This is a genomic window from Cupriavidus sp. KK10 (genome assembly GCF_018223725.1).
Taxonomy (GTDB): domain Bacteria; phylum Pseudomonadota; class Gammaproteobacteria; order Burkholderiales; family Burkholderiaceae; genus Cupriavidus; species Cupriavidus necator.
Genome location: NZ_CP073677.1, coordinates 6,606,371 through 6,619,229, shown reverse-complemented (window position 1 = coordinate 6,619,229; position 12,859 = coordinate 6,606,371). Strand labels below are relative to the sequence as shown.

Genomic DNA, 12,859 nt, shown 5'->3' with positions numbered 1-12,859 from the left:
CCGGGAGAGCGCGCCTGTTGCGGCGCGCCTTGAATTTTTGTACTTGCGCCCCGATTCTGCATGTAAACACCGGCCGCCGCAACGCGGTCCGGTTGCCGGCAGCAGCCGGCGTTGCGCCTGAGCATCATGGCAAAACTCGATATCCTGACCTACCCCGATCCCCGCCTGCACACCGTTGCCAAACCCGTTGCGGCGGTGGACGACCGTATCCGCCAGCTGGTGAAGGACATGGCTGAAACCATGTACGAAGCGCCCGGCATCGGGCTGGCCGCCACGCAGGTCAACGTGCACGAGCAGGTGGTGGTGATCGACGTCTCGGAAACGCGCGACCAGCTCCAGGTCTTTATCAACCCGGAGATCATCTGGGCCAGCGACAACCGCAAGGTGTGGGAAGAGGGCTGCCTGTCGGTGCCCGAGGTCTATGACCGCGTCGAGCGCCCCGACCGGGTGCGCGTGCGCGCGCTCAACGAGAAGGGCGAAAGCTTCGAGCTCGAAGCCGACGACCTGCTGGCGGTCTGCATCCAGCACGAGATCGATCACCTGCGCGGCAAGGTCTTTGTCGAGTACCTGTCGCCGCTCAAGCTCAACCGCATCAAGAGCAGGCTGCAGAAGCGCGAGCGCACCCGCATGTAAGCGGCGTCCTACCACAAAGATGTAACAGCCCGCCCGGAATCCCGGCGCCAGCGCGCGGCACCCGCGCGGGGTCTGTTATCTTTATGACTTCCGAAGAACAAAAGCACCGGCCGCGATAGCGGCCGGTGCTGCTTCAGGCCACGGAACCTGCCATGTCCCAAGCCAGACCCCTGCGTGTCGCCTTTGCCGGCACGCCCGAGTTCGCGCGCGTCGCGCTGGAAGCCATCCACGCCGCCGGTTTTCCCGTCGTGGCGGTGCTGACGCAGCCTGACCGCCCCGCCGGCCGCGGCATGCAACTGCAGGCCAGCCCGGTGAAGCAGTTTGCCGCCGCCAGCGGCCTTGGACCAGTGCTGCAGCCGCGCTCGCTGCGCCGCCAGGGCAAGTACCCGGAAGACGCCGCCGCGGCCATCGACGCGCTCGCCGGCACCGCCCCCGACGTGATGGTGGTGGCCGCCTACGGCCTGATCCTGCCGGCCGAGGTGCTGACCCTGCCGCGCCTGGGCTGCCTGAATATCCACGGCTCGCTGCTGCCGCGCTGGCGCGGCGCAGCGCCGATCCACCGCGCCATCGAAGCGGGCGATGCCGAGACCGGCATCACGCTGATGCAGATGGACGAAGGCCTGGACACCGGCGACATGCTCACGCGCGAGGCCGTGCCGATCGGCCCGGACGACACCACCGGCAAGCTGCACGACACCCTGGCCGCGCTGGGCGCGCGCATGACCGTGGCAGCGCTGCAGGAACTGGCCGCCGGCCGCGCGCTGGCCGCCACGCCGCAGCCGGCCGAAGGCGTCACCTACGCCGAGAAGATCGCCAAGGACGAGGCGCCGCTGGACCTGCGCCGCCCGGCCGCGGCGCTGGCCAACCAGGTGCGCGCGTTCAACCCCTTCCCGGGCGCGACGGTGCAGGTCGGCGATACCGTGATCAAGTGCTGGCAGGCCGTGCCGCTGGCCGCCGCCAGCAGCCTGCCGCATCTGCCCGGCACGGTGCTGGCGGCCGACGCCGCCGGCGTCCTCATCGCCTGCGGCGAGGGCAGCGCACTGCAGGTCACCGAGCTGCAGAAGCCGGGCGGGCGCCGCCAGCCGGCGCAGCAGTTCCTGCAAGGGCTGCCGCTGCCGCCGGGCACGCGCTGCGCGGTACCCGGCAACGGCGCCGCACAGGCATGATCGGGCAGGCCTTTGCCGCACATGGCAACATAAGTGCCGGTGGAACCGCCCGGCGGGCGCGACCGGCCACGGCTCCCCCTGAAACCGTTGAACAGCCGTTGAATTTTCGGGTATCACCCCCTATCTAACGGTCATCGCGTCCGCTTTTCCCCCGGGACGCGGCTCACGATTACACGGAGATCACCGCAATGTTCAACTGGGTCAAGACCTTCATGCTGATGGCGGCCATCACGGCGCTGTTCATCGTCATCGGCGGCATGATCGGCGGGCGCAGCGGCATGATGATGGCGCTGCTGCTTGCGCTGGGCATGAACTTCTTCTCCTACTGGTTCTCGGACAAGATGGTCCTGCGCATGTACAACGCGCAGGAAGTCGACGCCGGCAGCGCGCCGCAGTTCTACGGCATGGTGCAGGAACTGGCGCAGCGCGCCGGCCTGCCGATGCCGCGCGTGTACCTGATCAACGAAGACGCGCCCAACGCCTTTGCCACCGGCCGCAACCCGGAGCACGCCGCGGTGGCGGCCACCACCGGCATCCTGCGGGTGCTGTCCGAGCGAGAACTGCGCGGCGTGATGGCGCATGAGCTGGCGCACGTGCGCCACCGCGACATCCTGACCTCGACCATCGCCGCCACCATGGCCGGTGCGATCTCGGCGCTGGCGAATATGGCAATGTTCTTCGGCGGGCGCGACGAGAACGGCAACCGCAGCAACCCGATCGCCAGCATTGCCGTGGCGATCCTGGCCCCGCTGGCGGCATCGCTGATCCAGATGGCAATCTCACGCGCACGTGAGTTCGAGGCCGACCGCGGCGGCGCCGAGATCAGCGGCGACCCGCAGGCGCTGGCCAGCGCACTGGACAAGATCCACCGCTACGCCCAGGGCATCCCGTTCCAGGCGGCAGAAGAACACCCGGCCACGGCGCAGATGATGATCATGAACCCGCTCTCGGGCGGCGCCATCGCCAATCTGTTCTCGACCCACCCGGCCACCGAGGAGCGCATCGCGCGCCTGATGCAGATGGCCCAGACCGGCACCTATCCCGCCTGAGCGGCCGGAAATCCGGGGCAGGGCCCCCGCACAGGGTAAACTGCCCGCTGTTCCGCATGGACCGGCGGGCTTTTTTTTGTGCCCGTGCCGGCCTGCTTCCCGATTCCAACACCTGACCCGCTGCCTGACCGATATGCGCCTGCCTCCCGATTCGCTTGCCTTCCAGATGCTTGGCGCCGCCACCGCGGTGCGCGCCGTCAGCGAAGGCACAGCCTTGCCCCAGGCGATCGAGGACGCCGCCGCACAGCTGCGCCTGGACCGCGTGCGCGATGCCGCCACGCGCGGCGCGCTGCAGGACATCGCCTATCGCACCATGCGCCAGTTCGGCACGGCACGCGCACTGGTGACGAAGCTGGTCACGCGCCCGCCGGGCGCGCAGGTCGATTCGCTGCTGGCCGTGGCACTGGCGCTGCTGCTGGAGCACGCGCCGGGCCCGCGCGACAAGCAGGACAGCGCGGACAAGGCGCGCCAGGACGCGGACGCCGGCCGCCCGGGCTACAGCACCTTCACGGTGGTCGACCAGGCGGTCAGCGCCGCCGCCTCCGAACCCAAGACTGCGCATGCGCGCGGCCTGGTCAACGCGGTGCTGCGCCGTTTCCTGCGCGAACGCAAGGCGCTGCTGGCCGACGTCAACCGCGACGAGCAGGCGCGCTGGAACCTGCCGCCGTGGTGGCTGCGCATGCTGCGCGAGGCCTACCCGGACCAGTGGATGGCCCTGGCCGCCAGCGCCAACGTGCGCCCGCCGATGACGGTGCGCGTCAACACCGCGCGCGTGTCCGTGCAGCAGTACCAGACCGATCTTGCCAACGCCGGCCTGGCTGGCCATGTGGTCGGCCCGCAGGCCGTGCGCCTGGTGCGCGCGGTGCCGGTGACGCAGTTGCCGGGCTTTGCCGAAGGCGTGGTCTCGGTGCAGGATGCCGGCGCGCAGCTGGCCGCGCCGCTGCTCGAGGTGGCCGACGGCATGCGCGTGCTGGATGCCTGCGCGGCGCCCGGCGGCAAGACCGGGCACCTGCTGGAACTGGCCGATATCGACGTCACCGCAGTGGAAAGCGATCCGCAGCGCACCACCCGCATCGGCGAGAACCTGGCGCGCCTGGGCAAGCAGGCCAGGATCGTGGTCGGCGATGCCAGCCGGCCCGCCGACTGGTGGGACGGCCAGCTCTTTGACCGCATCCTGGCCGACGTGCCGTGCTCCGCTTCGGGCATTGTGCGGCGCAATCCCGATATCCGCTGGCTGCGCCGCGAGACCGATATTGCCAAGCTCATCACCGAGCAGCGCCGCATCGTCTCGCAACTGTGGCCGCTGCTCAAACCGGGCGGCATCCTGGTCTATGTCACCTGTTCTATTTTCCCAACGGAAGGCGAGGAGCAGGCGCGCTGGTTTGGTGCACAGCTGGCAGATGCGATACGATTGCAGGCGCCGGGGCAGCTGCTGCCCGGCACTCATACCACGCAAGCAGCCGGCGCCAATGGCGAAAAGGACGCCACGGCCGGCACCAGCCTGCCGTCGGATCACGATGGCTTCTTCTACGCCCGCTTCCAGAAACGCGCCTGATCTGATCCGATGCTGAGCACGCCGCGCCTGTCAGACTTCCGCGTCATGTTGAACACGAACGTGGACACTGCCGCGGACCAGGCGTGCCCGCGTCTGCGCCCCGGCGGCGCGGGCAGGCGTGGCCTGCTGGCGCGGTGGTGGCTTGCACTGGTGCTGGCGCTCGCCTCGCTACTGTGGTTGCCGCCCGCTGCGCGCGCACAGGTCATCGAGGCCACCGACGCGCGCATCGAATTCCAGGATGGCGGCTTCGAGCTTGCCGCCAGCTTCGACTTCGACCTGCCGCCCGTGCTGGAAGACGCATTGCACAAGGGCATCTCCCTCTATTTCGCGGTCGACTTCCAGCTCTCGCGCTCGCGCTGGTACTGGTTCGACGACAAGCCGGTCAACACCACCCGCAGCGTGCGCCTGTCGTACCAGCCGCTGACGCGCCAGTACCGTGTCTCCACCGGCGGCCTGCAGCTGCCATTCACGCGCTTGAAGAGCGCGCTGCAGTTCATCCAGCGCGTGCGCGGCTGGCGCGTGTTCGAGCGCAATGCGGTCAAGCCGGGCGAGACCTACCACGCCGAAGTGCGCATGCGGCTGGACCTGTCGCAACTGCCCAAGCCGTTCCAGATCAATGCCGTCAACACGCGTGAATGGAACCTGGCCTCCGACTGGCGGCGCTTTGCCTATACGGTGCCGACGGACCTGAACCTACCGCCGCCGCCCGCAGCACCGCCGCCGCCCGCGCCGGCCCCAGGCCCCGCATCGCCGGCGCTGCCGGCATCGCCCGCCGTACCTGCGCCTGCGTCGGCGCCGGCCGCTGCCATTGACTCGCGCGGCCTGACCATGCAGACGGTGTCGTATGGACTGTCGCCCGCACTGCTGGTGCAGCCCGCATCGAGCCAGCCATGAACAACTCGCTGTGGGACAGCCGGTTCCGGCGCGTGCTGTACCGCGTCGTGGCCGGGATCATCGTCTTCCTGGCGCTGGTGCTGGTGGGCCTGCTGGCCGGGGCATCGGCCAACACCGAATTCTTCGATCGCTATTTCACGCTGCTGTTCAAGGTGAACCTGGTGATCGGCGCCCTGCTGGTGCTGATCGTGGGTGCGCTGGCGCTGACGCTGTGGCTGCGCTATCGCCGCGGCAAGTTCGGCACGCGGCTGATGACCAAGCTCGCCGTGTTCTTCGGCGTGGTGGGCGTGCTGCCCGGCGTGCTGATCTACCTGGTCTCGCTGCAGTTCGTCTCGCGCAGCATCGAGTCCTGGTTCGACGTGCGCGTGGAAACTGCGCTCGAGGCCGGCCTGAACCTGGGCCGCGCCACCATCGACAGCTCGCTCGCCGACCTGCAGGTCAAGGCACGCCTGATGGCCGAGCAGCTCGCCGGCGCCTCCGGCGTGGCCACCTCGCTGCAGCTGAACCGCCTGCGCGAGCAGTATGGGGTCCAGGAAGCCGCCATCTTCACCGGCAGCGGCCGCGTGCTGGCCACGGCGTCCAGCAACTATGCGTCGCTGGTGCCGGACCTGCCTTCCGGCGTGCTGGCCGAACAGGCACGGCTGGCCGGTGGCTACGCGGCAGTGGAGGGCGGCACCGACCCGTCAGGTGACGGCAGCCCGAGCACCGAGCGCGCCGACAGCAGCCACCTGTACCGGCTGCGCGTGATCATTCCACTGGGCGCAAGCCCTACCACCGCACAGACTGACGCGGCAGGCGGCAGCGCCCCGCGCGCGCTGGCCAAGTCGCCGCGCTGGGCCGGCTCCGGCCTGTCCGTGGAGCGCCGCCCGGAGGAATCGCCGTCGAGCGGCTTCGGGCTGGTCGGCGAGACCGTGCGCGAAGAGCGTTACCTGCAGGTGCTGCACCCGGTGCCGGCGGTGCTCGCGCGCAATGCCGACGAGGTCCAGCGCGCGTACCAGGAATACCAGGAGAAGGCGCTGGGCCGCACCGGCCTGCGCAAGATGTATATCGGCACGCTGACGCTGACGCTGTTCCTGGCCGTCTTCATCGCGGTGATGCTGGCGCTGCTGCTGGGCGGGCAGCTGGCGCGGCCGCTGCTGATGCTGCTGCAGGGGACCAAGGAAGTGGCCGAGGGCGACCTCTCGCCCAAGCGCGAACTGAAGAGCCGCGACGAGCTCGGCATGCTCACGCAGCAGTTCAACCAGATGACGCGCCAGCTGGCCGAGGCGCGGCTGGCGGTGGAAGAGAACCGCACCGCGCTGGAGCAATCGAAGGCCTACCTGGAAAGCGTGCTCCAGAACCTGACCGCAGGCGTGCTGGTGTTCGACCGCCGTTTTGTGCTGATTACCGCCAATCCCGGCGCGGAGCGCATCTTCCGCCAGCCGCTCAGCGCGGTGCTGGGCCTGCCGGTGGAGCAGATTCCTGGCATGGGGCCGTTCGGCGAGATCGTGCGCCAGGCCTTCTCGGACCAGAACACCAGCGAGGTGCTGGGCGGCGCCGAGCACTGGCAGAAGCAGATCGAGCTGCCGCAGGGCGAAGAACAGCCGCTTACGCTGCTGGTGCGCGGCGCACGCCTGCCCGGCGGCGAGCGCGATGAGCCCGGCTACGTGATCGTGTTCGACGATATCTCCGATGTGATTTCCGCTCAACGCTCGGTGGCCTGGGGCGAGGTGGCACGGCGCCTTGCGCACGAGATCAAGAACCCGCTGACGCCGATCCAGCTCTCGGCCGAGCGCCTGCAGATGAAGCTCTCGCCCAAGCTCGAGGGCACCGACGCCGATGTGCTCAAGCGTGGCGCCGCCACCATCGTCAACCAGGTGTCCGCGATGAAGCGCATGGTCGATGATTTCCGCGACTACGCGCGCACGCCGCCCGCGGTGCTGCAGTCGCTGCAGCTCAACAGCCTGGTGGCGGAGGTGCTGCACCTGTATGGCATCGATGATCCCGCGGTGCACGAGCATCCGGTGATCCATCCGACGCTGGGCACCGCGCTGCCCGAGATCAAGGGCGATCCGACGCAGTTGCGCCAGGTCATCCACAACCTGCTGCAGAACGCACAGGATGCCGCCACCGAGAACGTCGCGGCCGGTAGGGCGGCGCCCCATATCACTCTGCACACCGAGACTGTAGAATACAAAGATTCTGCCGGCGAAAACCGCCAGGCCGTCAAGCTCACCATTGCGGACAATGGTCCCGGTTTTGCACCACGAATCCTGAGCCGTGCGTTCGAGCCCTATGTGACCACGAAAGCCAAGGGCACGGGCTTGGGGCTCGCGATGGTAAAGAAGATCATTGACGAACACGGCGCGCGAATCGAGTTGCGCAATCGCATGGAAGGTGCGGAGATCGTCGGTGCACAGATCTCGATCCTGTTCGTTAAACTGACATAGTCAACAATGGCGTCCGGTCCCGGAACGCTGCGGTGGGGTTAAGAGGGGAAGTATGGCAACGATCCTCGTAGTCGATGACGAAATGGGAATCCGGGAGCTGCTCTCGGAGATCCTCAGCGACGAAGGCCACGTGGTTGAACTCGCGGAGAACGCGCTGCAAGCGCGCGAATACCGCGCGGCGGGTACGCCCGACCTCGTGCTGCTCGATATCTGGATGCCCGATACCGATGGCGTGACCCTGCTCAAGGAATGGTCCGCGCAGGGACAGCTGACGATGCCCGTCATCATGATGTCGGGCCACGCCACCATCGACACGGCGGTCGAGGCGACCAAGATCGGCGCGCTCAATTTCCTTGAGAAGCCGATCGCACTGCAGAAGCTGCTGTCCGCGGTCGAGCAGGGCCTGGCCCACGGCATCGAACGCCCGCGCAGCGGCACGGCCGCCACCGCCGCGCCCGCCGCGGCGCCGTCGGCCGAACCCGGTTTGGCCGACGCCGTGCCCGAGGCCACCGCCGAGGCCGCCCCCAACGGCAACCCCGCGCGCGTGCCCGAGGCCGAGATGCAGTTCTCCTTCGACATGCCGCTGCGCGAAGCGCGCGACCTGTTCGAGCGCGCCTACTTCGAATACCACCTGCTGCGCGAACACGGCAGCATGACCCGCGTGGCCGAGAAGACCGGGCTGGAGCGTACCCACCTGTACCGCAAGCTCAAGCAGCTCGGCGTCGAACTGGGCCGCAACAAGCCCGAGCCGGCCGAGCAGTGACGCACATGACGCTTGACTGACCAAAAAAGTCCAGTTATAGTTTCCCTTCTTTGGCCCGGTAGCTCAGTCGGTAGAGCAGAGGATTGAAAATCCTTGTGTCGGCGGTTCGATTCCGTCCCAGGCCACCAGAACAAGAAAAGCCCGGCTCCCGCAGCCGGGCTTTTTGCATTGGGGTGCAGAGTCATAAACGCGCCCGGATTCCCGTCCCCGTGCTGTCGCCGCAACGGCGAAACACTTCCCGACTCAACGCCAGCAACGCGCAACAGCCAACCCAGAAGTAAATATCTTCTACTTGGCAGCCGATATATGTATCTCTACGATGCCCTGATGCGCTGCCGCCCGGCGGCGTGGACCGAGCCGGCCAAGCCGCACCCATAACGCGGACATCCGGCCCAGGGCTATCACTTTCTTACTGGGGGGTCTGATGGATACGTTGATCGGAACGGACAACCGCTGGCCGCCGCAGACTGCGGGCGACGAGCGCGGGTTGTGGAAGAGCACCATGGCCGCGGCCAGCCACGCGCTGGGGGCGGCGGGGCGGGTGCAGCAGGCGGTCTCGCAGACGCTGAAGCTGCAGCACAAGATCCGCGCGCTGCGCGACGAGCTGCACCAGATGGAGGCCGAGCGCGACGTCTACCGCGAGCTGCATGCGCGCACGGTCGAGGAGCTGCACCAGGCGGTCGACCGCAGCCCGGCAGAGATCCGGCGGCTGCGTGCAGAGACCGAGGCCATGCAGGTGCGCCACCGCGCCTACAAGCTGCTGGTGCAGCACTACATGCGCCTGGGCACGCCAATCGATCCCGCGGCATTTGCCGAGCAGCGCAGCCGCGTGCAGCAGCACATCCTGTTCCAGCGCCGCAAGGGCATTCCGGTGGCACAGATCCGCGTCGAGGACATCGCGTTCCTGCTGCGCTGAGGCGCGCTGCGGCCGTGAAGCCATTCGCTTTGCCGCGATGGGCCAGGCTGCACTAACATGGCGGCAGCGAAGCATCCCGCGCTCGCATCCGACACTGCCAGGCCACCATGCTCGACATCCAGAACTACACCAGCTTCGTGCTCGCCATTCTGGTGTTCCAGCTGATCCCCGGCCCGGGCACGATCGCCATTCTCAACGCCACCGCGCGCAATGGCGTGGCGGCCGGCATGGGCGCGGTCTGCGGCACGCTGCTGGGCGACTTCGTGTACATGCTCGCCGCGGTGGCGGGACTGGCGGCGGTGATGCGGGCCAATCCGCTGCTTTTCCACAGCTTGCAATGGTTCGGTGCCGCGTACCTGTGCTGGATGGGCGTGCAGCTGCTGCGTACACGCTTTGCCGCGGACGCCGGCGTGCCCGAGCCGCGCAAGTCAGCGCGCGTATACCTGCGCCAGGGCTTCACGGTGAGCCTGACCAACCCCAAGGTGGTGCTGTTCTTTGTCGCGTTCTTCCCGCTGTTCCTGCGCCCGGATGCGTCGCCGGCCACGCTGGCGGCGATGATGGCACACGTCACGGTGCTCAGCCTCGCCTACCAGGCGGCGCTGGTGCTGGCGGGCAACGCAGTGGCCAGCCGGCTGCGGGCGCTGCCATTCGCGCGCACGCTGGCAACGCGACTGGCCGGGATCGCGCTGGTCGGCTTCGGCCTGCGGCTGGCGGCCAGCAACCGGTAACGGCCCGCGGCCCGCGGCCCGCGCGGCGATTCGATACCGCGCGTCTGCACACAACAAAGCGGCCACGCATTGACGCGCTCCGTGCGCGAGCGGAACACTGTCGCGTCCGCGCTCACCGCGTGTGCGCGGGCTTGCTACTGAACCGCCACCGTTCGAGGCGTCGTCTCAGGCGACGTTGTCCATCTTGCCGCTGCACGTTTTCCTTACTGCCTTTGCCGCGATCTCGCGGTCGCTCTCGTATCCCGTTCGTTGCTCCGCTTTATCGCTGCTGCGCGCCGTCAACGGAGCGCAGCGATGAGTACGCTCGCACGCCGCCTGGTGGCCGAAGGCCTGGGCACGGCGCTGCTGGTGGCGATTGTGGTGGGCTCCGGCATCCGTGCCGAGCGCCTCGCCGCCGGCGATACCGCGCTGGCGCTGCTGGCCAATTCGCTGGCGACCGGTGCCGGGCTGGTGGCCTTGCTGGTGTCGCTTGGCCCGGTCTCGGGCGGGCATTTCAATCCGGTGGTCAGCCTGTCGGCGCTGCTGCAGGGCGCGCTGCCGCCGCGCGATGCGCTGCGCTATGTGCTGGTGCAGGTGACGGGCGGAATCTGCGGCGTGCTGGCCGCCCATGCGATGTTCGGCGAGCCGGCGCTGGCCTGGTCGGCGCAGAGCCGCACCGGCGCGGCAATGTGGTGGAGCGAGTGCGTGGCCACCTTCGGCCTGGTCGGCGTGGGCATCGGAACGCTGCGCAGCCGGCCGCAGCTGGTGCCGTTCGTGGTGGCAGGCTATATCACCGCGGGCTACTGGTTCACGTCGTCGACCTCGTTTGCTAACCCGGCGCTGACCATCGCCTGCGCGCTGACCGATACCTTTACCGGGATCCGGCCGCAGGACGTGCCGGGCTTCGTGCTGGCCCAGATCGGCGGCGGGCTGACTGCCACGCTACTGTTCCACTGGCTGTGCCGCAAACCCGGTGCGGCCGCCACTGCTGCCACGGCACAGGCCGACTGGCGCGCTGCGCCCGCCAGCGCCCCTACCAGCGCCGATTGAGCTGCACGCCGAAGATCGAGCCGCTCGGCTGCGAGGCCCACGCGTCGGCCGGCGCGGTGTAGCCGATGCCGTCGACGTCGCTGGCACGGCTATAGGTGTAGAAGGCGCGCAGGTTGGCATTGCCCGCCGACTTGCCCAGTGTCAGCGTGGGCGCCACGGTCAGCGCGGTGCGCTGGCCGCCGACGCCGAAGCCGGACGAGATCTGGTCGTGCGAGACCTCGAAATTCAGGCGGAACTGGTTGCTCGCTACGTAAGCAGGACGCAAGCGCGTGGTGGTCCACTGCAGCGTGCCGACCGGCGACCGGTCAAACTGCAGACTTTGCTCCACCGCGCCGCTCAGCCCTGAGCGGCCCTTCCATTCCATCGATTCGGCCACGCGCGTGCGCGACAGTGCCGGTCCCATGCCGGTGTAGCCGGTCATGGCGTTGCGCGCTCCCGATCCGAACTGCACCCCGAGCCGGTTGGTGCCGAACAGCACGCCTTTCTGCTCGTGCAACGCAGACGCCCACCATGCGCCGCCGGGATCTTGCACCAGCGGCTGCGCCTCCACCCGCGTGAAGCCGAGCTGGATCGAACCCTGTTCGTTGGTGTTGATGGGCGCGGTGCGCAGTGAGTGGTAGCTGGGCAGGTTCTGACCGTTCTGGTCCGCGCGCGCGGTGTACTGGTAGCTCAGGCCGACATCGCCGATCACCTTGGCGTTGTCCACGCCGAAGCGCATCGCCGTGGAATTGGGCGGCAGCAGGCCGGACGACAGCAGGAACGGCGCATTGTCGCGCCGGCCGGCCCACATGGTGGCGCCGTCCAGCACTGCCAGGCCGCTGACGGCGGTATAGAACTGCGGCACCAGGGCATAGGGATCGATCGCCTGGGGGCGGCCATTGACCGTGGTGGCGTCGGTGCCGCGCGCCTGCGCGATCAGCATCACCTGCGCACCGCCGTCCAGGTCCAGCACCGATTCGCGGATCTTGACCTCGCCGGCGCTGCGGCAGGCCAGGCCGCTGCCGATGCCGGTGGAGAGCGCGCCGCCGGGGCAGGCGCGCATGGTGGCCGGGCGTTCCTCGGCCGCGGCGCGGCCGCTGTAACCGAGGCGCCACACGGAATCCCCGGCGGGGTCCTCGGCGGGCAGCTGCGAGTGCAGTACCGGCGGGGCATCCGGCGGTGTGTCACCGGTGGCGCTGTCCGCCGGCTGGGCGGGCGCTTCGGCCTGGAACTGGCCGAGCCGGGGCGGGAACAGCACCAGTGGTGGCGGCGGCTGGGGTGGCGGTTCGGGCGGGCCGACGAAGTCGGGGTCGGCAGCCGGGCTGGTACGGGCCAGGGTTGCCGGCGCGCTGCCGTCAGGCTGCACGGCAGGCTGGGCCGCCGGCTCGCCCGTGATGCCTGGTGCCGGTGCCGCTGGCACGGTCACGCTGGCCGTGGGTGCCGCGTCGCCGGCGATCAGCGCCGCCAGCGGGTCCTCCGCGCCTGCCGTGGCCGGCGTGGCAGGCCGGGCGGTTTGCGCCGGACCCGCGGTCACCGCCGGGTGCGGTTCGATGCGGGGTGGCGGCGTGGTGGCACTGGTGGTCGCATCCCCGGTCTGCGCGCACGCGACCAGGCCCCACGCGGCCAGCACGGCAAAACCGAGGCGGCGCAGGGGCAGGCCACCGCGCCCGGCAGGGCCGGGACAAGGCGGTGTGGCGGGAATTAGACGGGAGACCGGC

The 12,859-nt window shown here is 68.9% G+C and carries 11 protein-coding genes and 1 tRNA gene; 11 read left to right on the top strand and 1 reads right to left on the bottom strand.

Going from position 1 to position 12,859, the window contains the following annotated elements:
- Positions 1-126 precede the first annotated feature (126 nt).
- The 11 genes from def to KB879_RS30825 all read left to right on the top strand — a co-directional run bounded on the left by def (position 127) and on the right by KB879_RS30825 (position 11,162).
- Positions 127-633 carry a peptide deformylase gene (gene def / locus KB879_RS30875; RefSeq protein ID WP_013958444.1) on the top strand — a complete coding sequence of 169 codons (507 nt, stop codon included), beginning with the start codon at positions 127-129 and terminating at the stop codon, positions 631-633.
- Between the two features lie 152 nt (positions 634-785).
- Positions 786-1,799, top strand: coding sequence for a methionyl-tRNA formyltransferase (gene fmt, locus KB879_RS30870; RefSeq protein ID WP_211980456.1), 1,014 nt, complete (start codon positions 786-788; stop codon positions 1,797-1,799).
- A 188-nt stretch (positions 1,800-1,987) separates the two neighbouring features.
- Positions 1,988-2,848, top strand: coding sequence for a zinc metalloprotease HtpX (htpX, locus tag KB879_RS30865; RefSeq protein WP_013958442.1), 861 nt, complete (start codon positions 1,988-1,990; stop codon positions 2,846-2,848).
- Between the two features lie 133 nt (positions 2,849-2,981).
- Positions 2,982-4,403: a 16S rRNA (cytosine(967)-C(5))-methyltransferase RsmB gene (gene rsmB, locus KB879_RS30860; RefSeq protein ID WP_211980455.1), complete on the top strand. Its 1,422-nt coding sequence runs from the start codon at positions 2,982-2,984 to the stop codon at positions 4,401-4,403.
- Between the two features lie 9 nt (positions 4,404-4,412).
- Positions 4,413-5,297 carry a DUF4390 domain-containing protein gene (locus tag KB879_RS30855; RefSeq protein ID WP_211980454.1) on the top strand — a complete coding sequence of 295 codons (885 nt, stop codon included), beginning with the start codon at positions 4,413-4,415 and terminating at the stop codon, positions 5,295-5,297.
- Positions 5,294-7,726: a PAS domain-containing sensor histidine kinase gene (locus KB879_RS30850; RefSeq protein ID WP_211980453.1), complete on the top strand. Its 2,433-nt coding sequence runs from the start codon at positions 5,294-5,296 to the stop codon at positions 7,724-7,726. The genes KB879_RS30855 and KB879_RS30850 overlap by 4 nt, the downstream gene beginning before the upstream one ends.
- 52 nt (positions 7,727-7,778) lie before the next feature.
- The gene (locus tag KB879_RS30845) at positions 7,779-8,489 is read left to right on the top strand and encodes a response regulator (RefSeq protein WP_211980452.1); all 711 of its coding nucleotides are present in this window, start codon (positions 7,779-7,781) and stop codon (positions 8,487-8,489) included.
- A gap of 52 nt (positions 8,490-8,541) precedes the next feature.
- Positions 8,542-8,617: transfer RNA gene (locus KB879_RS30840), tRNA-Phe, on the top strand.
- A 296-nt stretch (positions 8,618-8,913) separates the two neighbouring features.
- On the top strand, positions 8,914-9,405 hold the full coding sequence (locus KB879_RS30835; RefSeq protein ID WP_211980451.1) for a hypothetical protein: 492 nt from the start codon (positions 8,914-8,916) through the stop codon (positions 9,403-9,405).
- Between the two features lie 107 nt (positions 9,406-9,512).
- Entirely contained in the window at positions 9,513-10,133 is a 621-nt protein-coding gene (locus KB879_RS30830) for a LysE family translocator (protein WP_211980450.1), read from the top strand.
- Positions 10,134-10,427: 294 nt separating this feature from the next.
- Positions 10,428-11,162, top strand: coding sequence for an MIP/aquaporin family protein (locus tag KB879_RS30825; protein WP_013958435.1), 735 nt, complete (start codon positions 10,428-10,430; stop codon positions 11,160-11,162).
- On the opposite strand, the gene KB879_RS30820 is transcribed toward KB879_RS30825, so the two are convergent.
- On the bottom strand, positions 11,146-12,771 hold the full coding sequence (locus tag KB879_RS30820) for a carbohydrate porin (RefSeq protein WP_249221216.1): 1,626 nt from the start codon (positions 12,769-12,771) through the stop codon (positions 11,146-11,148). The two genes, KB879_RS30825 and KB879_RS30820, sit on opposite strands and share 17 nt — an antisense overlap.
- Between the last annotated feature and the right edge of the window lie 88 nt (positions 12,772-12,859).